This window comes from Kribbella sp. NPDC058693 (assembly GCF_042715335.1).
Taxonomy (GTDB): domain Bacteria; phylum Actinomycetota; class Actinomycetes; order Propionibacteriales; family Kribbellaceae; genus Kribbella; species Kribbella jiaozuonensis.
Genome location: NZ_JBHXSQ010000005.1, coordinates 25195 through 44054, shown reverse-complemented (window position 1 = coordinate 44054; position 18860 = coordinate 25195). Strand labels below are relative to the sequence as shown.

The 18860-nt window shown below is 68.1% G+C and carries 17 protein-coding genes; 13 read left to right on the top strand and 4 right to left on the bottom strand.

Features of this window, described 5'->3' with window-relative positions:
• The first annotated feature begins 51 nt into the window (after window positions 1-51).
• The 4 genes from miaA to ggt all read left to right on the top strand — a co-directional run bounded on the left by miaA (window position 52) and on the right by ggt (window position 4086).
• The gene (gene miaA, locus ACFWUU_RS34435; RefSeq protein WP_380182076.1) at window positions 52-1014 is read left to right on the top strand and encodes a tRNA (adenosine(37)-N6)-dimethylallyltransferase MiaA; all 963 of its coding nucleotides are present in this window, start codon (window positions 52-54) and stop codon (window positions 1012-1014) included.
• Complete coding sequence (locus tag ACFWUU_RS34430; protein ID WP_380182074.1) at window positions 1001-1516, top strand: SigE family RNA polymerase sigma factor; 516 nt, start codon at window positions 1001-1003, stop codon at window positions 1514-1516. Before miaA ends, ACFWUU_RS34430 begins: the two co-directional genes overlap by 14 nt.
• A gap of 8 nt (window positions 1517-1524) precedes the next feature.
• Window positions 1525-2208 carry a hypothetical protein gene (locus ACFWUU_RS34425; RefSeq protein WP_380182072.1) on the top strand — a complete coding sequence of 228 codons (684 nt, stop codon included), beginning with the start codon at window positions 1525-1527 and terminating at the stop codon, window positions 2206-2208.
• 72 nt (window positions 2209-2280) lie between these two features.
• Window positions 2281-4086 (top strand): gamma-glutamyltransferase, encoded by a 1806-nt coding sequence (gene ggt, locus ACFWUU_RS34420; RefSeq protein WP_380182070.1) that lies wholly within the window; start codon window positions 2281-2283, stop codon window positions 4084-4086.
• Window positions 4087-4090: 4 nt separating this feature from the next.
• Here ggt and ACFWUU_RS34415 read toward each other — a convergent pair whose 3' ends face one another.
• The gene (locus ACFWUU_RS34415) at window positions 4091-5182 is read right to left on the bottom strand and encodes a M20/M25/M40 family metallo-hydrolase (protein WP_380182068.1); all 1092 of its coding nucleotides are present in this window, start codon (window positions 5180-5182) and stop codon (window positions 4091-4093) included.
• Window positions 5183-5250: 68 nt separating this feature from the next.
• Here ACFWUU_RS34415 and ACFWUU_RS34410 point away from each other — a divergent pair, with 68 nt between their 5' ends.
• From ACFWUU_RS34410 to ACFWUU_RS34395, 4 genes are read left to right on the top strand one after another with little or no spacing between them, the layout of a single operon-like run.
• Window positions 5251-5910, top strand: a complete 660-nt coding sequence (locus tag ACFWUU_RS34410) for a GNAT family N-acetyltransferase (protein WP_380182066.1) — start codon at window positions 5251-5253, stop codon at window positions 5908-5910.
• A complete protein-coding gene (locus ACFWUU_RS34405) occupies window positions 5903-6547 on the top strand; it encodes a MurR/RpiR family transcriptional regulator (protein ID WP_380182064.1) in 645 nt (214 codons plus the stop codon). Before ACFWUU_RS34410 ends, ACFWUU_RS34405 begins: the two co-directional genes overlap by 8 nt.
• On the top strand, window positions 6537-7667 hold the full coding sequence (gene menC, locus ACFWUU_RS34400; RefSeq protein WP_380182062.1) for an o-succinylbenzoate synthase: 1131 nt from the start codon (window positions 6537-6539) through the stop codon (window positions 7665-7667). Before ACFWUU_RS34405 ends, menC begins: the two co-directional genes overlap by 11 nt.
• Window positions 7668-7671: 4 nt before the next feature.
• Window positions 7672-9213, top strand: a complete 1542-nt coding sequence (locus ACFWUU_RS34395) for an amidohydrolase family protein (RefSeq protein WP_380182060.1) — start codon at window positions 7672-7674, stop codon at window positions 9211-9213.
• On the opposite strand, the gene ACFWUU_RS34390 is transcribed toward ACFWUU_RS34395, so the two are convergent.
• Window positions 9203-9454, bottom strand: a complete 252-nt coding sequence (locus ACFWUU_RS34390) for a hypothetical protein (protein ID WP_380182058.1) — start codon at window positions 9452-9454, stop codon at window positions 9203-9205. The genes ACFWUU_RS34395 and ACFWUU_RS34390 overlap by 11 nt on opposite strands.
• A 15-nt stretch (window positions 9455-9469) precedes the next feature.
• Between ACFWUU_RS34390 and dapF the strand changes: the two genes are divergently transcribed.
• Both dapF and hflX read left to right on the top strand, forming a co-directional pair.
• Window positions 9470-10312, top strand: a complete 843-nt coding sequence (dapF, locus tag ACFWUU_RS34385) for a diaminopimelate epimerase (RefSeq protein ID WP_380182056.1) — start codon at window positions 9470-9472, stop codon at window positions 10310-10312.
• 82 nt (window positions 10313-10394) lie between these two features.
• Entirely contained in the window at window positions 10395-11876 is a 1482-nt protein-coding gene (gene hflX, locus ACFWUU_RS34380; protein ID WP_137259142.1) for a GTPase HflX, read from the top strand.
• A gap of 51 nt (window positions 11877-11927) precedes the next feature.
• Here the strand turns inward: hflX and ACFWUU_RS34375 are convergent, their stop codons facing one another.
• Window positions 11928-14303 (bottom strand): immune inhibitor A domain-containing protein, encoded by a 2376-nt coding sequence (locus ACFWUU_RS34375; protein WP_380182054.1) that lies wholly within the window; start codon window positions 14301-14303, stop codon window positions 11928-11930.
• A 191-nt stretch (window positions 14304-14494) separates the two neighbouring features.
• Between ACFWUU_RS34375 and macS the strand changes: the two genes are divergently transcribed.
• The 3 genes from macS to ACFWUU_RS34360 all read left to right on the top strand — a co-directional run bounded on the left by macS (window position 14495) and on the right by ACFWUU_RS34360 (window position 18096).
• Window positions 14495-15619, top strand: a complete 1125-nt coding sequence (gene macS / locus ACFWUU_RS34370; protein ID WP_380182052.1) for a MacS family sensor histidine kinase — start codon at window positions 14495-14497, stop codon at window positions 15617-15619.
• Window positions 15616-16248 carry a response regulator transcription factor gene (locus tag ACFWUU_RS34365; protein WP_137259139.1) on the top strand — a complete coding sequence of 211 codons (633 nt, stop codon included), beginning with the start codon at window positions 15616-15618 and terminating at the stop codon, window positions 16246-16248. Before macS ends, ACFWUU_RS34365 begins: the two co-directional genes overlap by 4 nt.
• 603 nt (window positions 16249-16851) lie before the next feature.
• Window positions 16852-18096 carry an MFS transporter gene (locus tag ACFWUU_RS34360; RefSeq protein WP_380182050.1) on the top strand — a complete coding sequence of 415 codons (1245 nt, stop codon included), beginning with the start codon at window positions 16852-16854 and terminating at the stop codon, window positions 18094-18096.
• 3 nt (window positions 18097-18099) lie between these two features.
• Here the strand turns inward: ACFWUU_RS34360 and ACFWUU_RS34355 are convergent, their stop codons facing one another.
• Window positions 18100-18783 (bottom strand): hypothetical protein, encoded by a 684-nt coding sequence (locus ACFWUU_RS34355; RefSeq protein ID WP_380182047.1) that lies wholly within the window; start codon window positions 18781-18783, stop codon window positions 18100-18102.
• Window positions 18784-18860 lie beyond the last annotated feature (77 nt).

Genomic DNA, 18860 nt, shown 5'->3' with positions numbered 1-18860 from the left:
GGTCCGCACCTCTTGGCGAACTCTTAGAGTGACAGCTGCGAGACTGGGGCGATGTCCGATCCACTCGTCGTCGCGGTCGTCGGCCCCACCGCGGCCGGGAAGTCCGACCTGGCCGTCGCGCTGTCCAAGCACCTGGACGGCGAGGTGGTGAACGCGGACGCCATGCAGGTGTACCGCGGCATGGACATCGGTACGGCGAAGATCAGCGCGGCGGAGCGCGACGGCGTACCGCATCATCTGCTCGACATCCTCGACGTCACCGAGACCGCAACCGTGGCGGAGTTCCAGCAGCTCGCCCGCGCGGCCATCGACGACTGCATCGACCGGCAGCGCACCCCGGTCCTCGCCGGCGGATCGGCGCTGTACATCCGCGCGATCCTCGACGATTTCGTCTTCCCGGGCACCGATCCCGTCGTCCGCGCCCGCCTCGAGGCCGAGCTGGAAGCCCACGGCTCCGGCGCGCTGCACGCAAGGCTCGCCGCGACGGATCCGAAGGCCGCCGAGCAGATCCTGCCGAGCAATGGCCGGCGGATCGTCCGCGCGCTCGAGGTCGCCGAGATCACCGGCGGCCCGTACGTCGCCACGCTGCCCGAGCACCGCTACGTCTACCCGGGTGCGATCCAGCTCGGTCTCGACGTACCGCGGCCCGAACTCGACGCGCGGATCGACCTCCGGGTGGACCGGATGTTCGACGCGGGGTTCGTGGCCGAGGTGCGAGGACTGCTGGACAAGGGTTTGATTGAGGGGAAGACAGCCAACCGCGCACTCGGGTACTCGCAGGTGATCGCGTTGCTGAACGGTGAGATCGACGAAACGCAGGCCCGGGAACGGACTGCCCAGGCCACGCGCCGGTTCGCGCGCCGGCAGGACTCGTGGTTCCGTAAGGACCAACGCATCAGTTGGCTGCAGTACGACGACCCCGATCTGGTGGAGAAGGCTTTTCGAGTGATAGCCCAGGGCAACCGCAGGGGGACCGGCGGCGTAGTCGGGGTGGAAACGAATGCGAGGGGGTGACCGTGAGGCCGAGTTCCGTGAGTACCTGCTCGCGGACCGCACGAGGCTGATGAGGACGGCGTTGCTGCTCACCGCGGGCGACGTGCACACTGCCGAAGATCTGGTCCAGACCGCCTGCACGCGGGTATACGTGCACTGGCACCGGATCAAGCACGAAGGCGCGGGCCCGTATGCGCACCGCATCCTGGTCAACGCCTTCCTGGACGAGCGCCGTCGCGCCGGCCGCCACCCCGAGGTGGTGACGGCGGAGACGCTCGAGCCGCGGCTGACCGACGGACCTGATCAGACCGACACCCTCGCCATCCGGGACGCGTTGCTGGATCTCGCGCCGCGGCAGCGGGCGGTGCTGGTACTGCGGTACTTCCAGGACCTGGATGTCGCGACCTGCGCACGGATCCTGGAGTGCACCGAAGGAACGGTGAAGAGCCAGACCGCGAAGGCGCTGAAGCGGCTGAAGGACCTGATGTCGGAAGAGACGGATCGCAAGACGGGGAGTGGTTGAGAACACCGATGGACGACGTGAAGAGGCTGTTGGAGGGCTTCGCGGACCGCGCGGCCGAGGCGCTGCCGGATGCTGACATCGAGGCCGATGTCACCCGCGGCCGCCGCGCGCTGCGCCGGATCAAGCGCCGGCGTCGCGTCACCGGTGTGCTGTGTGTTGCCGCGGTCTCGGCGCTCGCGCTCGCGATCGGCAACCAGGTGAAGTGGTGGGGCAACAGCACCGAGGTGGCCGGCGGCGGCGAGGCGGAAACGTCCGCCTCCTCGACGCCCGCGACGGCACCGGCGGCCGAGCCGTCGAAGGGCGAGACGATGTCGATGTTCGGAGCCTCCGTCGTCCAGCTGGTCGCCAACAACCAGCCATGGCACACGATCGACTGCACCCTGACGCCGAAGGGCTGGACAGCGGAGACCCCGATCGCCGCCAACCGCGTCGTACTCTCCCAGCCGGCGATGCGTACTGCGGACACCGCCGCCAAGGTCGTCCTGCAAGCCGCCCCACAAGCACGCAGCCTGTCCGCGGTCCGCGTCACCGACGGCAGCGGCAAGACCTTCCACATCGGCACCCTCGACGGTCGCCTGACCGGCCAGGTCAAGCTGGCCGACCAGTGGCTGCTGGTCGAGCTCCCGACCGGCACAGTCGAGTGGCCCGACGACGTGCTCCGACGTTTCATGGACTCCTGCACGGTGAACTAGTACTGGCGTGAAGCCCTTCTGTGGGATAGCAAGGGCATCTGTCCATGTTGCCGACGCCCCGCGGGAGTACTGGTGAAGAAGCTGGTCGCATCGCTGTCTGCAGGTGCCCTTGTCCTAGGTGGTCTGAGTACGAGCGCCGCTGCGAATCCACCGAAGCCGCCGGCGAAGAGTCCGACCGCGATCGGGTTCGGGGGAGCGGTGTCCTCGGTCGACGCGGACGCGACGGCTGCCGGGCTCGGCGTACTGCGGCGCGGCGGCAACGCGGTCGACGCCGCGGTCGCAACCGCGGCCGCGCTGGGCGTGACCGAGCCGTACTCCGCCGGCATCGGCGGTGGCGGGTACTTCGTGTACTACAACGCCAAGACCCACAAGGTCTCCACGATCGACGGCCGCGAGATAGCCCCCGCGGCCATGCCGTCGGACGCGTTCATCGACCCGGCGACCGGCAAGCCGTACAACTTCACCCCCGAGCTCGTCACGTCCGGTGTGTCCGTCGGTATCCCCGGCACGCTGGCGACCTGGGACTCGGCCCTGCGCCAATGGGGTTCGCTGTCGCTCGGCAAGGCGCTCACGCCCGCGGCCGACCTGGCCGATCGCGGCTTCGTGGTGGACAGCACGTTCAACCTGCAGACGCAGGAGAACAAGGCCCGCTTCTCGGCGATCGTGCCGACCGCGAAGCTGTTCCTGCCCGGCGGCGATGCGCCGAAGGTCGGCACGGTGTTCAAGAACCCGGAGCTCGCCGACACCTACCGGATGCTCGGTAAGAAAGGGCTCTCGACCTTCTACGGCGGAGCTCTCGGCGCGGAGATGACCGCGGTCGTCAAGAACCCGCCGAAGACCGCGACGACCACACTGCCGGTGATGCCGGGCTACATGACCACCGGTGACCTGAAGCAGTACAAGCCGCTGGACCGCGTCCCGACGAAGGTCCGGTACGACGGCCTGGACGTCTACGGGATGGCGCCGTCATCGTCCGGTGGCACCACGGTCGGCGAGGCGCTCAACATCCTCCAGCCGAAGCACCTCAAGAGCCTCAGCACGACGGACTACCTGCACAACTACCTCGAGGCGTCCGCGCTGGCCTTCGCCGACAGAGCGGCGTACGTCGGTGATCCCGCCTTCGTGAACGTGCCGACCAAGGAGCTGACCTCCCGCGGGTTCGGCGCCGAGCGTTCCTGCCAGATCGACCCGGACAAGGCGGCAGTGAAGCCGGTCCCGGCCGGATCGCCGGACGGCAAGTACGAGAAGTGCGCCAAGGGTGCCGCGACCACACAGCGGCCGGACACCGAGGGCAAGTCGACGACGCACTTGGTCACGGCCGACAAGTGGGGCAACGTCGTCTCGTACACGTTGACCATCGAGCAGACCGGCGGCAGCGGCATCACCGTCCCCGGCCGCGGGTTCATCCTCAACAACGAGCTCACCGACTTCTCCGCGGTCTACGACCCCGCCGACCCGAACCGCATCCAGCCGGGCAAGCGGCCGCGCTCGTCGATCTCACCGACGATCGTCCTGCGCGGCGGCAAGCCGTACATCGCCCTCGGCTCGCCGGGCGGCTCGACAATCATCACCACCGTCCTGCAAACCCTGACGAACCGCCTCGACCGAGGCATGACCCTCCCCGAGGCGATCGCCGCCCCACGCGCCTCCCAACGCAACACCGCGTCGGTGACGGCCGAACAATCCTTCATCGACAAGTACGGCGCCGCCCTCGCCCCCTACGGCCACACCTTCACCCCAGCCGGCGCGCCCGGATCTTCGGCGGCCGAGATCGGCGCCCTCGAAGGCCTCGAATTCCTCCCCGGCGGCGCAATCCTCGCCGCCGCCGAACCGACCCGCCGCGGCGGCGGATCCGCCGGAGTCGTGTGGCCCAGATAGTGAGCTAGATAGTGCTGATGATCGCGGCGACCAGCGCGACCCGCTCGCTCAGGCTCGTCGCGACGATCTGCTCGTGGACGGCGTGGGCGCCCTTGCCTATTGGGCCGAGGCCGTCGAGGGTCGGGATGCCGAGCCAGCCGGTCAGGTTGGTGTCGGCTGCGCCGGATGCGGCGGCACCGCCTACCTTCTGACCTATGGAGTGGCCGGCCTCGATCACCTTTGCGAGTAGGTCGTCGGTCGCCGGCGACGGCTGCCATGCGGGTCGATTCGACATCACCTGCACTGTCAGCTGAGCGGCTCGGACTGGCTGGAGATCGGCGACGGCGGTGAGGACGGCTTTCTCGGTTGATGGGTCGACGAAGCGGAAGCCGATGTCGGCCGACGCCGAGCCTGGTACGACGTTCGTCCGGCCGCCGCCTGTGATCGTGCCGACGTTGCACAGCACCTCGTCGTACTGCGCGACGATGCTCCGGACCGCGATCAGCTGGTCGACGAGCTCGTCGATCGCGGAGATCCCGCTCTCGGGGTCGAGTGCGGCATGTGCCTCGCGGCCGGTGATCTCGATGCGGACGCGGGTGCTGCCCCAGCGGGAGGTCTTGAGGTCGCCGTTCGGGTGTGGCGGCTCGAGCCCGAAGGCGGCGTACACCCCGGCGGACTCGGCCGTCACCAAGTCGCGGGCGGATGGCGAGCCGACCTCCTCGTCGGCGACGACCACGACTCGTACCGGCCGGTGGTCCTGGTCGGCGACCTGTTCCAGGGCGGTTTCGAGGATGACGAGTCCGCCCTTCATGTCGAAGACGCCGGGACCGTGGATGATGCCGTCCGCCTCGCGCCAGGGCATCACGTCCGCGAGCTGCCCGAGAGGCCAGACGGTGTCGTGGTGGGCGAGGAACAGCAGCGGCGCCTCGTCGGCCCTCGGCCCGTGGCCGGGGAAGTCCGCGACCAGATGATCGCCGGTCGGTGTGGGCACGCGGCGTACGCTCGCACCGAGGGCGCCGTACCGCTCGGCGAGGCGGTCGGCGAAGGCGTTCAGCGCGGCCGCGTCACCGGTCGGGGTCTCCGCGCCGACGTACTCCTGGAGTCGCTCGATGGTCATGGATAGTCAACGTATCATCATCTGATCACCGATTGACGCCCTTGAGATCCATGGGATCTACTCAGGATATGAATCGTATCTCCGAGGTGAGCTTCCGTGCGGTCTCGCTCACCACGGCGTCCAGGTTCGCCGAGGCCTCGGAGCTGTACCGCGCGGTCTTCGGCTACCTCGACCCGGCGTACGGGCTGAATCCGCGACTGCTCGGCGCGCTGGCCAGCAACGGCGGATCGGTGGTCGGCATCCTCGACGAGAGCGACAAGCTGGTCGCGTTCGCGTACGGGTTCTGCGGCACGGATCGGCGTGGTTTCTACCACTACTCGCAGTCCGCTGTGGTCGCGGCCGACCAGCAGGGGCACGGGCTCGGCCGGATGCTCAAGAATGCTCAGCGAGAAGTTGCCCTGAGCCACGGAATGTCGCGGATGCGCTGGACGTACGATCCGAGGCAGGTCCGCAACGCGCACTTCAACCTCGACGTCCTCGGCGCCCGCGGTCGCTGGTTCGCCCCGGACATGTACGGTCCGGGCACCGACCGCGTGATCGTCGAGTGGGACCTGACCCGCGAGCAGCCCGCCGTTCCCGAGAGCATGACCGAGTTGGTGATGCCGACCGACCCGGCCGAGCTGCGCAGCTCGTTCGAAGGTCTGCTGGCGCAAGGGCTCGTCGCTGTTTCGTGCCGCCGCCTGCCGGACGGGACCGGCGCCTACTACTTCGGGCCGGCCGATGCCTGACGACCCACGCAACCGCGAGCTCACCAGCCCCCACGAGCGGTACGACGCTCGCCTGCAACGCCGGTCGTCGACGCTCCTGCAGCGCCGCGTGGTCGAGCAGGAGCGCGCCTCGATCGACGAGGCCCTGGACCAGATCCTGACCGACGAGTCGATCGCGCAGGCAGCGGCCCGGATCGTCGCCGCCCGACGGCGGTTCATCGTCGGATCGGCGAAGTCGTTCTCGTACGCGGCCTTGCTCGCGTTCGACCTCGGCGCCGGCCTGTCGCAGGTGACTTTGATCGACGGCACCGTCGTCCGCGGCGTCGACGTACTGTCCGACGTCCGGTCCAACGACCTGATGGTCGCGTTCTCCTTCCGCCGGTATCGGCGTGACACCGTCGAGATCGCGACGCGGTTCGTGGAGGCCGGTGGTGAGCTGGTCGCGGTGACGGACTTCGAGGACGCGCCGCTGGCCAAGATCGCCGACCAGAGCATCTATGTCGCGACCGGGAGTGCGTCGTACGTCGATTCGCCGACCGTCGTCGCTTCCGTGCTGCACGTGCTCGCGACGCTGACCACCGCGAGTGCGAAGGGCGCGCGGCGGCGACTGCTCGAGCGCGACCGGCTGAACACGGAGCTGGGGTTGTATGTCAACTGAACTGAAGATCGTCGCGGCCCGGCTGCATCGGGTCCGGATGCCGCTGGTGCACGAGTTCCAGACCAGCTCGCACCGCAAGGCGTTCCTCGACCACATCCTGGTCGAACTGGAGGACGCGTCGGGCGCGATCGGCTGGGGCGAGATCGCCTCGTCCTCCGACCCGTACTACGCACCGGAGACGGTCGAGTCCTGCTGGCACATCGCATCGCACTATCTCCTGCCCGCGGTCCTGAATCACTCCTGGACCCACCCCGCCGACTTGGCCCGCCGCTGGTCGAAGGTCCGCGGCAACAACTTCGCCAAGGCCGGCGTGGACACCGCCGCCTGGGTCTTGTGCGCCGAGGCGAACTCCATGCCCTTGGCAACAGCTCTGGGTGGGAAACGAACCGAGGTCGTTGCGGGTGTCTCGCTCGGCATCGAACCGACGATCGACGACCTACTGGCCCAGGTTCAGCAGCAGGTCGAAGCCGGCTACCCGAGGGTGAAGCTGAAGATCGCTCCCGGCTGGGATATCGAGCCGGTCCGTGCGGTGCGTACGGCGTACCCGGACCTCGATCTGCATGTCGATGCCAACGGCATCTACACCGCGGGCGACCTGAAACTCTTGCAGGAGCTCGACGAGTTCAGGCTGACGATGATCGAGCAGCCGTTCGCGCCACGCGATCTACTCACGCACGCTGAGCTGCAGCGCACGATCGAGACGCCGGTCTGCCTCGACGAGAGTATCGAGACCGTCGACGACCTGGAGACCGCGCTGGCGCTAGAAGCGCTGCGGGTCCTGAACATCAAGGTGTCCCGGATGGGCGGCCTGACTCCAGCGCGTGAAGCGCACGACCGGGCGCGGGACGAGGGCATCCCGGTCTGGTGCGGCGGCATGCACGAGTTCGGCATCGGCCGGCTCGCGAACGTCGCACTCTCCAGTCTCGGTGGGTTCACCCTCCCATCGGACGTGTCCGCCTCGGAGAAGTACTACGCCCGGGACGTCGTCGAACCCGCCGTCGTCGCCGTCGAAGGGGTCGTACAGGTGCCCGCGGCAACCGGTCTCGGCCATGCCGTGGACCGCGCGCTGATCGAGGCGAACACTGTCGCCCAGCTGTCCCTCGGACCAGAACAGGAGTGATTCGATGCGGGTGGCAATCACCGGCGGTCTGATCGCCGACGGGACCGGTGCGGAACCGACGCCCGGGACCGTACTGGTCGAGGACGACCGCATCACCGCGGTGCTGCCACCTGATGCCGTGCCGTCCGGAGCCGAAGGTATCGATGCCACAGGCAACATTGTCGCACCGGGATTCATCGATCTTCACTCACATGCGGATTTCAGTCTGCGCACAAGTCCGGCCGCCGAGTCCCAGCTCGCGCAGGGCGTGACGACGCTGGTGGCCGGCAACTGCGGCTGGTCGCCGTACCCGATCACCGACCTGGCGACGTTGCAGGCGGGTACGGCGTTCCTCGGGGCGAAGCACGACTGGTCCTGGAACGATCTGGCCGGCTTCGCTGCAACGTTGGAACCAGCGGTGAACCTGGCGCTTCAGGTCGGTCATTGCACGCTGCGGATCGCGGTGATGGGCAACGCACGCCGGGCGCCTTCAACCGATGAGCTCCGGCAGATGCAGGACCTGCTCCGGGCAGCTGCCGATCAAGGTGCGGTCGGGTTCTCGACCGGGCTGATCTACGCGCCCGGCGCCTACGCCTCGCCGGAGGAGGTTGCCGCGCTCGTCGCCACTGCGGCCGAGTGCGACCTGCTCTACTCGACCCACATCCGCAACGAAGGCGCCGGCCTCCTCACAGCCCTGGACGAGGCCATGTCAGCCGCCCGCGCAGGCGGCGCGCGCCTAGAGATCTCCCACCTGAAGGCAGTCGGCAAGGCGAACCACGGCCTGGTCTCCGCTGCGCTCGACGAGCTCGAGCAGGCTGATGATCTCGACATCGGCTGGGACGCCTACCCGTACACCGCCACCAGCACGACCCTGACGACCCGCCTGCCCACCTGGGCTTTGGCGGACGGCGCGCTCCTCGAACGCCTCGCAGACCCGACCGAACGCAAGCGGATCGCCGAGGCCTTGCGCTCCGACAAACTGCTGTCGCCGGACTCGGTCGTCATCGCGTCCCTGCCACCGGGCCGCTACGAGGACAGCCGTGGCCTCAGCCTCACCGAGATCGCCCGGCGCGATGGCGTCGACGCCGCCGAGATCGTCCTCCGCATCCTCGAGAACCACCAGGCCGCCGTCAGCGTGGTCAACCACGCGATCAGCGAGGACGACGTCATCACCGTCCTCCAACATCCCCGTACGGCGATCGCCAGCGACGGCTGGATCATGGACGCAACCGGCCCCGGCCACCCCCATCCCCGCAACTTCGGCACCTTCCCCCGGGTCTTCGGCCACTACGCCCGCGATCTAAGCGTCTTCTCCATCGCCGAAGCCGTCCGCCGAATGACCTCGCTGCCCGCCTCCAGGCTCGGCCTCGACGACCGCGGCACGATCAAACCCGGTGCGATCGCCGACCTGGTCGTCCTCAACCCGACCACGATCGCCGACAAGTCGACGTACGACGACCCCTGGCAGCTGTCTGTCGGCGTCGAACACGTGCTGGTCGCGGGCCAACCCGCCCTGTCCAACACCAAGCCCACCGGCCATCGCCCCGGCCGAGTCCTTACTTCTTGAATCGCTTCGGTTCCTGGGGCAACGGCACCGGCGCGCCGCCTGGAGCATCCGCCGAAGTCTCGAGCCAGCCGTCGTGCTCGGCCACCACCCGCTCGACGTCCTGACCAGCCGTCAGCTCGACGACCCACGGGTGATCCTCGTCGTCGTCCTCACCGTGGAACCGCCCGCGCCGTACCTCGCCGTCCAGCAGTTCGGCGACGGCCTCCGCGTCCTCCTGCTCCCAGAAGTAGGCGAGCTGCACCGTACGATCTCCTTCATGAGCACGTTTCCCTGGTTGAAGGGTCATGGTACGGAGAACGACTTCGTGATCCTGCCCGATCCCGACGGTTCGGTGCACGGCGAGCTGGATGCCGACCTGGTCCGGTTCCTCTGCGACCGCCACGCCGGCCTCGGCGCCGACGGCGTACTGCGGGTGATCCAGGGTGACAAGCAGTCGTACGTCGAGGACGGCGGCGACTGGTTCATGGACTACCGGAATGCGGACGGTTCGATCGCGGAGATGTGCGGGAACGGCGTCCGTGTCTTCGTGAAGTACCTCGCGGACGCGGGCCTGATCGACGACAAGCCCGTCCGTGTCGGCACCCGCGCCGGGATCAAGGCCGTCGCGCAGAACGACGACGGCACGCTGACCGTCGACATGGGCGAGCCGACGCTGCCGGGTCCGGCCGGGATCGTGGTCGAGACCAACGGTCATCAGTGGCCCGCAGTACATGTCGATATGGGCAATCCGCACGCGGTCGCGTTCGTCGACAACTTGGACGAGCCCGGAAACCTCTGCGACCAGCCGACCTGGTCGCCCACCTCGGCCTTTCCCCACGGCGTGAACGTGGAATTCGTCGTACGCCGGGATGCGCACGACGTCCAGATGCGGGTCCATGAGCGTGGATCGGGGGAGACGCGGTCCTGCGGCACCGGCACCTGCGCCGTCACGGTCGCCGCGGCGCGTCAGGCCCGTGACGAGCTCCCGGTGACGTACCGCGTCGGCGTACCGGGCGGTGAAGTGAGCGTGACGTGGCGTGCCGACAACCATCTGGAGCTGACCGGACCGGCCGTTCTGCACGCTCGCGGGGACTTCGATCGGGCCTGGCTGCCCGCCTGAGGGGAATCTCGGTACTGCGTGGGGCGTTGACGTAGGTAAACGGGTCGCCTCTACTGGAGGCCCGTGCCACCATGGAAGGTATATGACGACCCATTCACACGCATACGACGAGACCACCGACGTCGAACTTGACCTCATCGAGGGCGAGGACTCCGGCGATTCGTTGTCGGGTCACGATGAGTATGACCACGAACTGAGCACCGAGGGCCTCGACCTGGAGGAGCGCCAAGCGCTTCGCCGCGTGGTCGGGATGTCCACCGAGCTGACCGACATCAGCGAGGTCGAGTACCGCAAGCTGCTGCTCGAGCGGGTGCTGCTGGTCGGCGTCTGGACCGAGGGCAGCGCCGAGGACGCGGAGAACTCGCTGGCCGAGCTGAAGCTGCTCGCCGAGACCGCCGGTTCCGAGGTGCTCGACGGCGTGATCCAGCGGCGGAAGAAGCCGGATCCCGCGACATTCATCGGCTCCGGCAAGGTGTCCGACCTGCGCAACCTGGTCGCGTCGCTCGGCGCGGACACGGTGATCGCCGACGGTGAGCTGGCTCCCGCGCAGCTGCGCAACCTGGAGGACAAGCTCAAGGTCAAAGTGGTCGACCGGACCGCGCTGATCCTGGACATCTTCGCGCAGCACGCGAAGAGCAAGGAAGGTAAGGCCCAGGTCGAGCTGGCGCAGCTGCAGTACATGAAGCAGCGCCTGCGTGGTTGGGGTGGCAACCTGTCCCGCCAGGCCGGTGGACGCGTCGGCGCGGCCGGTGGCGGTATCGGTGGCCGTGGTCCCGGTGAAACCAAGATCGAGACCGACCGGCGCCGGATCAACACCAAGATCGCCAAGCTGCGCCGCGACCTGAAGAGCCTCAAGGGCAAGCGTTCGACCCTGCGCCAGGAGCGTCGTCGCAACCTGGTCCCGTCGGTCGCGATCGCTGGTTACACCAACGCCGGCAAGTCCTCGCTACTGAACAAGATCACCGGCGCGGGCGTGCTGGTCGAGGACGCGCTGTTCGCGACGCTGGACCCGACCACCCGTCGTACGACGGCCTCGGACGGGCGCGTGTACACGCTGACCGACACCGTCGGGTTCGTCCGGCACCTGCCGCACGACATCGTCGAGGCGTTCCGCTCGACGCTGGAGGAGGTCGCGGACGCGGACCTGCTGCTGCACGTGGTCGACGGTTCGCACCCCGACCCGCTGGCGCAGATCCAGGCCGTGCGCGAGGTACTGGCCGAGATCAAGGCGGGCGACGTACCGGAGATCATCGTGATCAACAAGGCCGACCTGGCCGATCCGATGGCGCTGGCACCGATCCTGCACCGCGAGCCGCACGCGATCGTGGTGTCGGCCCGCACCGGCGAAGGCATGGACAAGCTCCGCGAGCTGATCGAAGGCGGGTTGCCGCAGCCGCACGTCGCCCTCGACGTCCTGCTGCCGTACGACCGCGGCGACCTGGTCTCCCGGATCCACTCCGAGGGCTCGGTCGAGCAGCTCGAGCACACCGCTGAAGGCACCCGCGTGACGGCCCGGGTCCACCCGGCCCTCGCCGGCGACCTGACGCCGTACGCAACAGCCTGATCTACGAAGAACGGCCCCCGGAGACTCCTCCGGGGGCCGTTCTGCGTTGGGTTACTTGCGCTTCGACACCTGGACCTTCAGCGAGGTGCCGTTCTTCGAAACGACCTTGATGTTGACCCCGTTGTTCGGGACCTTGACGCTGCTCGTCGGCTGGTCCGCGGTCCAGTACGACTTGCTGTCGTTGAACGTCGGGACGGCGTTCTGACCACGGATGTAGCTCGACTGCCCGTTGATGTGCAGGCTGAACGAGTCAGCCTTCTCCAGGCTGAACGGCGCGTCGTACGCCGCGACCCGCGGGCGCCAGAGCTGCCCGTCGAGACGGTTGATCGGCGTCGGGTGCGAGTCGATCGGCAGGATCAGGCCCTCACCCGGGTGTTCGTTGGTGTTGTTGTCCTCCTGCGAGGTGTCCCAGTACCAGATCAGCAGACCGTCCTGGTACGGGAAGTGCTCGACCTTGTCGGCCAGCGTGCTCGCCCAACCGAAGTTGTACGGGCCCGTCTGCAGGTTCTTGTCGTAGTCGACGTAGTTGATGTTCGACGCCAGGTAGTAGTTGTCGTGCTGGCTCGTGTACGACGAACCGACCGCGCTGAACCCGTTGAGCGTCCAGCCGTCGGGCGACGTCTCCGCGCCGGAGTTCACCACTGTGGTCGAGCCCGACGTCACCTTGATGTCGTCGGCGAAGAAGCCGATCCCGCCGGCCGCCGGGTCGGTGGCGTACCGGAACTGCAGCGTGATCGTCTTACCGGCGTACGACGACAGGTCGAACGTCGCCGGGACCCAGCCGGCGCTCTTGCCGTCGATCCCGTTGCCCTCGGCGGCCTTGGTGATGTTGCCCTGGATCGTCTTGAAGCCGGCGCCGTCGTTCACGTCGACGTACGCGTAGTCACACGCCGTCGTACCGCAGTCCTCGATGTCCCAGTTGGCCTGGAACGTGAGGCTCGCGGGCTGACCGGCCGGGAGCGTGACCTGCCGGCTCATCGTGTGCGTGAAGTTGTTGCCCTGACCGCTCCACCAGTCCTTCGTCCCGGCGCTGGGCTGGACGAGTTGATGCTCGACCTGCTTCTTCGGCAGCGTCACGACGAGGCCTTGGGCCTTCTTCGAGTTGTACTCGTGCGGGCCGAGGTCGACGGTCCGGTTCTGGCCGGCGGTGACGATCTCGTAGTCCAGCCAGCCGAGCTGCAGCTTGTCCCAGGCGTTGAAGTCGGCCGCCTGCTCGCCGATACCGCCGTCGCTGGGCTTGCTGACGCGGCTCTGGGACATGATCGTCCACCAGTTCACGCCGTTCTCGACGGCCGCACCGGAGGTGTCGTACTCGTCCGGCAGACCGAGGTCGTGACCGTACTCGTGCGCGAAGACGCTGATGCCGCCGTTCTCCGGCTGGATCGTGTAGTCACCGACGTACATGCCGGTGTCGCCGATCTGCGCGCCGCCGTTCGGGTTGGTGGCCGGGCCGCCCGGGAAGCCGGCGAACCAGCGGTGCGACCAGATCGCGTCCTCGCCCTGCCACGGGTCGCCGTCGGCCTGGTCGCCGCCGGCGTGCACGATCTGGAAGTGGTCGATGTAGCCGTCCGGCTCGTTGAAGTTGCCGTCACCGTCGTAGTCGTAGCGGTCCCACTGGTCGAACGACTTCAGGTCCGCGGTGATCTGCGCCTTGGTCCGGCCCTTGGCCTCCTGGTCGGTGACCCACTGGTTGACCGCGTCCTGGATCAGGTTCCAGGTGTTGTTGCAGACGTTGCCGGTGCACGGGTAGCCGTTCGAGCGGCCGTACCGCGCCTCGTTGTACTTGACCTTGACCCAGTCGGTGACCTCGCCGGACACGGAGTACCGGCCGGACGACTGCTTCTCGTAGTACTTCTTCACCGAGTTGCCGTTGCCGAAGTACAGGTCCTGGAAGTGCTTCTGGCTGTAGTCGGCCTGCCAGACGGTCGAGTTGTCGACCGAGCGGTCCGGCTGCGGGATCTGGTTGTGCAGCGGTCCGTCGAAGCGGGCCGGGCCCGGGAACGCCGGTGACGTGTCCTGGTCCGGGTACTTCGGGTCGCGCTCGTTGCCGAACTCCGCGAGTACGACGAAGATCCGGTCGGTCTTCTCCCGGCCGAGCTCGACGTACTGGTCGACCTTGCCCTTGGCGTTCTTGGTGCCCTTGGCACCCGCGGCCTTGGTGCCGACCTTGACGACAGTGCTGCCGTTGCGCTGCTCCGGCGTGGCCTGTCCGTTGATGACCTGGGTCAGGGCCTCCTGCCGCAGCTCGCGACGCTTGTCCTCGAGCGGGCTGGACAACTCGTCCGGCGCCGGCGCGGCCTCGCTGGCGATCGGCGCCGACCCTTGCTTGGGCGGTGTGGCGGCGTTGGTGGCCGAGGCAGCGGCCAAGCCGAGCCCGGTCGTCGCCGCCAAAGCCAGGCTGAAGAGCCCGGCGGGTAGCTTGCGCACGATTCCCCTCCGTGTCTTGGTTACGCAGTGTGATCGAAGCTCCCCCGAGCGTGTTTTGCGCGAGAGTACGGGGAAAATCCGCTCAGCTGAAGCAGAACCTGAGGAAAACCTGTGAAGGTGCGGGGAAACCTGCACACCCTGAGTAGAACGGCTCAGGCAGCTGGGCCGCCGTCCTTGGCAGACTGTGCCGCGTGGAGCGCGAGACGGTAGACCTGTTGCAGCCGCTGTGGCGTGCGCTCGTGGTGTTCCGCATCATCACCTGGGGCTTCGCCTGCCTCGGCGTGTGGACCCGGTGGGACGGCATCGTCCGGCCTACCGGTGCTCTGCTCCAGTTGGCCGTGATGGGAATCTGGACGCTGATCTCGTCGCTCGGCTACAGCCGGCGGTGGGGCCGCCGCAACACGCGGCTCGCGTTCGCGGACCTGATCATCACGGTCGGCTGCATGTACGCGACCTTGTGGGCGCAGCCGCTGATCGACATCCGCGGGGGAGCCTCGGTGCTGACCTCGGTCTGGGTGGCCGGCCCGGTCCTCGCGCTGGCGATCTCCCGGGGCCGCGACGGCGGTCTGCTGGGCGCGGCGACGATCAGCCTGGCGTTGTTGTCGCTGCGCGGTGTCGACAACGCGTCAAAGATCCTCAGCAACGTCCAGCTGCTCCTGGTGGCCGGTCTGGTCGTCGGGTACGCCGCCTCGACCATGCGGCGGGCAGGGGACCGGCTCCGGTCGGCGATCGCGGCGGAGAGCGCGACGGCTGAGCGGCTGCGGCTCAGCCGCTCGATCCACGACGGCGTACTGCAGGTGCTGGCTCAGGTCCAACGCCGCGGTACTGCGATCGGGGGCGATGCGCTCGAACTCGCTCATTTGGCTGCCGAGCAGGAAGTTGCCCTGCGCACCTTGATGTCGACGCGGCCGGCCGTCCTTGCGGACGGAGATCGCGTTGATCTGTGCGGTTTGTTGTTGCCGTTGGCGACGACGAAGGTGGACGTCGTCGTACCGGCTGCGCAAGTACTGTTGCCAGCGGCTACAGCTGGCGAACTGGTTGCCGCGGTCAAGGAAGCGCTGAGCAACGTGTCCAAGCATGCGGGTCCGGACGCGCGGTGCTGGGTCGCTGTGGAGGATCTCGGCGAGGAGGTCGTGGTGTCGATCCGCGACGATGGCCTGGGTACGACGCCTGCCCGGTTGGAGCAGGCTCGCGTCGACGGCCACCTGGGCGTCAGCCAGTCGATCCGCGGGCGGATCGCCGATCTGGGCGGCACAGTCGCCGTACGAACCGCGCCGGGCGAAGGAACCGAGTGGGAGTTGAAGGTAGCCGTATGACCAGAGTGATGATCGTCGACGACCATCCGATGTGGCGCGAGGGAGTCGCGCGCGATCTTGGCAGCCGCGGGTACGACGTGTGCGCTACCGCGTCGGATGTTGCCGGCGCGGTGAAGATCGCGCTGGCGACTCGGCCGGACGTGGTGGTGATGGATCTGCAGCTTGGCTCCGGGTCTGGTGTGGACGCGACGCGGGAGATCACTACGGCGTTGCCTGACACGCGGGTGTTGGTGTTGTCGGCGAGCGCGGAGCAGGACGACGTACTCGCCGCGGTGAAGAACGGCGCGTCGGGGTATCTGGTCAAGTCCGCGTCGCTGGATGAGTTTGATGACGCGGTACGCCGTACTGCTGAGGGCGATGCGATCTTCAGCGCGGGGCTGGCCGGGTTGTTGCTGGGGGAGTACCGGCGTCTCGGCGCCGGCGGTCCTGATGTCCCACAGTTGACGGACCGCGAAACCGAAGTACTTCGGTTGGTCGCCCGCGGCCTGACCGCCAAACAGATCGCCACCCGCCTGGTCCTCTCCCACCGCACCGTCGAGAACCACGTCCAAAACACCCTCCGCAAACTCCAACTCCACAACCGAGCAGAACTGGTCCGCTACGCCATCGAACACGGCCTGGACGAGTAGCCCCCGCGCCCCTACGCAGCCGCTTCCTTCGTCGCTCCGCTCCTCAGCGCGCCCGCTCGGCGCGCACCCACCCACCCCCGGCTCAGCGCCGTGCATCCTTTCCGGCTATCGCCGGACCGTGCCGGCTATCGCCGGGCTGCGGGCTGCCGCCCGCGGTCGACTACCCCGGGGCTGGCGTGAGCGTGCCTAGCAGCTGCCCCGCCGGGGGACTGTGGATGATCCCCCACGTGCTACGCAGGCGCTTTTCTTCGTCGCTCCGCTCCTCAGCGCACCTGCTCCGCGCGCACCCACCCGCCCCCGGATCAGCGCCGTGCATCCCGTTCCGACTGCCGCCTGCGGGTGACTACCCGGGCGGGCGTGAGCCTGCGAGGCAACTGTTGCGACGGGATGCTGGATTGCTCTTCGCGTGCCAGCGCGCCAGCCGCCGCCGTCCCTTGCACGAAGGTGTTGCTGGCGCTCCGCCGCTGGTGGGAGGCGACCATGCCTCTGGTGAGCGGCAAGGACGCACCCGGCCGGCCCTCACCCCACCCGCCTCGCGACCAGTAGTCAGGCACGTGGTTGGCCCTGGTGTGACCAACTGCCTTGCCGCAGAACATCGGGTACATGAGTAACCCAACTGTCCACATCGAACACGCGGCCCGCCAACCCGCCCGCGGACGATTTAGCCGGGCCGCCGGTTTCTGGGCGATCGCGGCAAGCATGGCGACGCTCACCGCTTTCTCCACCGCCCCGAGCCCGCTCTACAGCCTCTATCGACGACAGGACCACCTGTCCTCGATCACCGTCACCATCGTGTACGCCGTGTTCGCCGCCGGCATCGTCGTCAGCCTGCTCCTCGTAGGGCACCTCTCGGACTGGTACGGGCGACGAACCCTCCTGATCCCCGCGATCGCGACCGCTCTGGCAGCCGCGCTGATCTTCGCGACCTCCACCTCGCTGCCTGCTCTCATCGTCGGCAGAGTGCTGACCGGACTGGCTCTAGGAGCCGCCACCGCCACAGCAGGTGCCTACCTCACCGATCTGGACTCCGGCCCCAACGGCGTCGCGACTCGGCGAGCGCAGATCGTGTCCACGGTCGCCAACGTCGGCGGTCTGGCCACCGGACCCTTGGTGGCCGGCTTGCTGGCCACGTACGTCCCCAGCCTGCCGCGCCTGATCTACGTCATCTTTGCCGTCCTGCTGACGCTCGCATTGGTTGTCACCTGGCGGTCTCCCGAGGTCAGGCCGCTGCCTGAACCCCGCCCTCGCTACCGCCCCCAGCGACTGGCCATTCCAGCAGCAGCCCGGACCCAGTTCAGTGCCGCACTCACCGGTGACTTCCTCGTGTTCACCGTGTTCGGGCTGTTCGCGGGGCTCGCCTCTGCCTTCCTGTCCGGCTCGCTGCACCGCTCGTCACCCGCGCTGGCCGGGCTGACCGTCTTCATCTCGTTCGGCGTCGGTGCGATGACGCAGGTGGCCACCGCGACCTGGCCCCAGCGTCGCCTGCTCGCCCTCGGAGTACCCGTACTGATCCTCGGTCTCACCGTGATCGTGACCGGAGCCTGGGTACACCCGCCGAGCCTGGCCCTGTTCCTCACCGGCGCCGGTCTGGTCGGTGTCGGAAGCGGCAGCATCTTCCGAAGCGCACTGACCACCGTCCTCACAACCGCCCCGCCCAAGGACCGCGCCGCCGCCCTGGCCCTCTTCTACGTCGTCGGCTACCTCGGCCTCTCGCTCCCCGTCGTCGCCGCAGGAATCGCCCTGCAGCACGCGTCCTTCAAGCTCATCCTCCTCACCTTCGCCATCGTCGTAACCACCGGCATCCTCCTGGCCACCCCACGGCTACGACGCCTGTCCACCAAGAACTGAGCTCTACACCTCGGTCGGCGGCGTACGGGTGCCCTCTGCCGCAGGTGCCGTACGCCGCGCAGCGCGGAGTACCCCGATCACCGCTCCGACCATCCACAGCGCGAAGGCCACCGACGCCATGCCCCCGCTCCAGAACCCGGACAGGCACAGTACGGCGACGGCGTACGACACCCAGACGGCCCACGTAGGCAGAGCGTGCGCCTGCTGGGCGATCCGCGTCGTGACGGCAACCACAACACCACCGCCGATCAGCCCGGTGAGCGCGACGACCTGCCCCGCCATGCCGAGCGCGCGGACCGTGTTCGGGTCGGCGGTGAACTCGTCCGACCAGGCCGCGAACGCACTCCCCACATCGAGTGAGACACCGGTGATCATCAACCCGCTGAAGAGCGCCGCCCCCGGCACGATCGCGTGCGCCAGCGGGTCACCCCCGGACAGCCGATCCAGCACCTGTCGCAAACCTGTGGCGAACCACAGCAGCAGCGCGACGCCCGCAGCGAGCACAGGCAGCCCGACTCCGGCGGCGGCCTGCCGCCCGTCGTCGTTGAGCCTCGCGAGGATGTCCGCGTCCGACATGCTCGGGTCGTCGACGCCGACCAGGTAGCCCAGTGCCACCGCGACGACGAGCAACACGATTGATACGGCGCCCGCCCACCCCGCGCGCCGAAGTGCCCGTGACTCGTCCATACCGCCTCCCACGGTCGCGGCCGCAGGATTAATCGGTGCTCTAGGCACCAGAATCCGCGACGCGAAGTAGAGCCAGT